The 414-nt window shown below is 42.8% G+C and carries 1 pseudogene; it reads right to left on the reverse strand.

The window, feature by feature from the left end:
- Nucleotides 1-414 (reverse strand): annotated as a pseudogene (locus tag AB4486_RS24240) (transposase); the annotation flags it as partial.

The raw sequence follows: 414 nt of genomic DNA on the forward strand, positions 1-414 counted from the left end.
TTTAAAGCCAATGTGGTAACCAATAATACAACCACTGAAGACATCAACCAGCAAAGTTAAGTAAGGGCGGCCCAAAGGAACAAGTAACTCGTCATCTATTAAAATAACATCTAGGGGGGTGTGATCGATTTCAACACGTTGCAAAACTCTTGTTGGGGGCTCGTGAGCATCAAAATACCTGAACCAAAGGTCGGCAAAATATTGCCCATAACGACCCACCGCCACCATGTATGGAGGTAAAGACTTTAGTCGTTTTTTAAACCCTTCGTACGTCAGCTTAGAGATCTTACCCTCAACAATTGTCTCATTTGCGAGGATGATACTATCTGAATAGAACTCATATGCTTTGGCATAGGATGGGCGTGTTGACGTTAAAAAACGCTCCAGTGCCTCTTCAAAGTACTTCTCATCACC

This window comes from Vibrio sp. 10N.222.55.C6 (genome assembly GCF_041473395.1).
Taxonomy (GTDB): Bacteria; Pseudomonadota; Gammaproteobacteria; order Enterobacterales; family Vibrionaceae; genus Vibrio; species Vibrio crassostreae_C.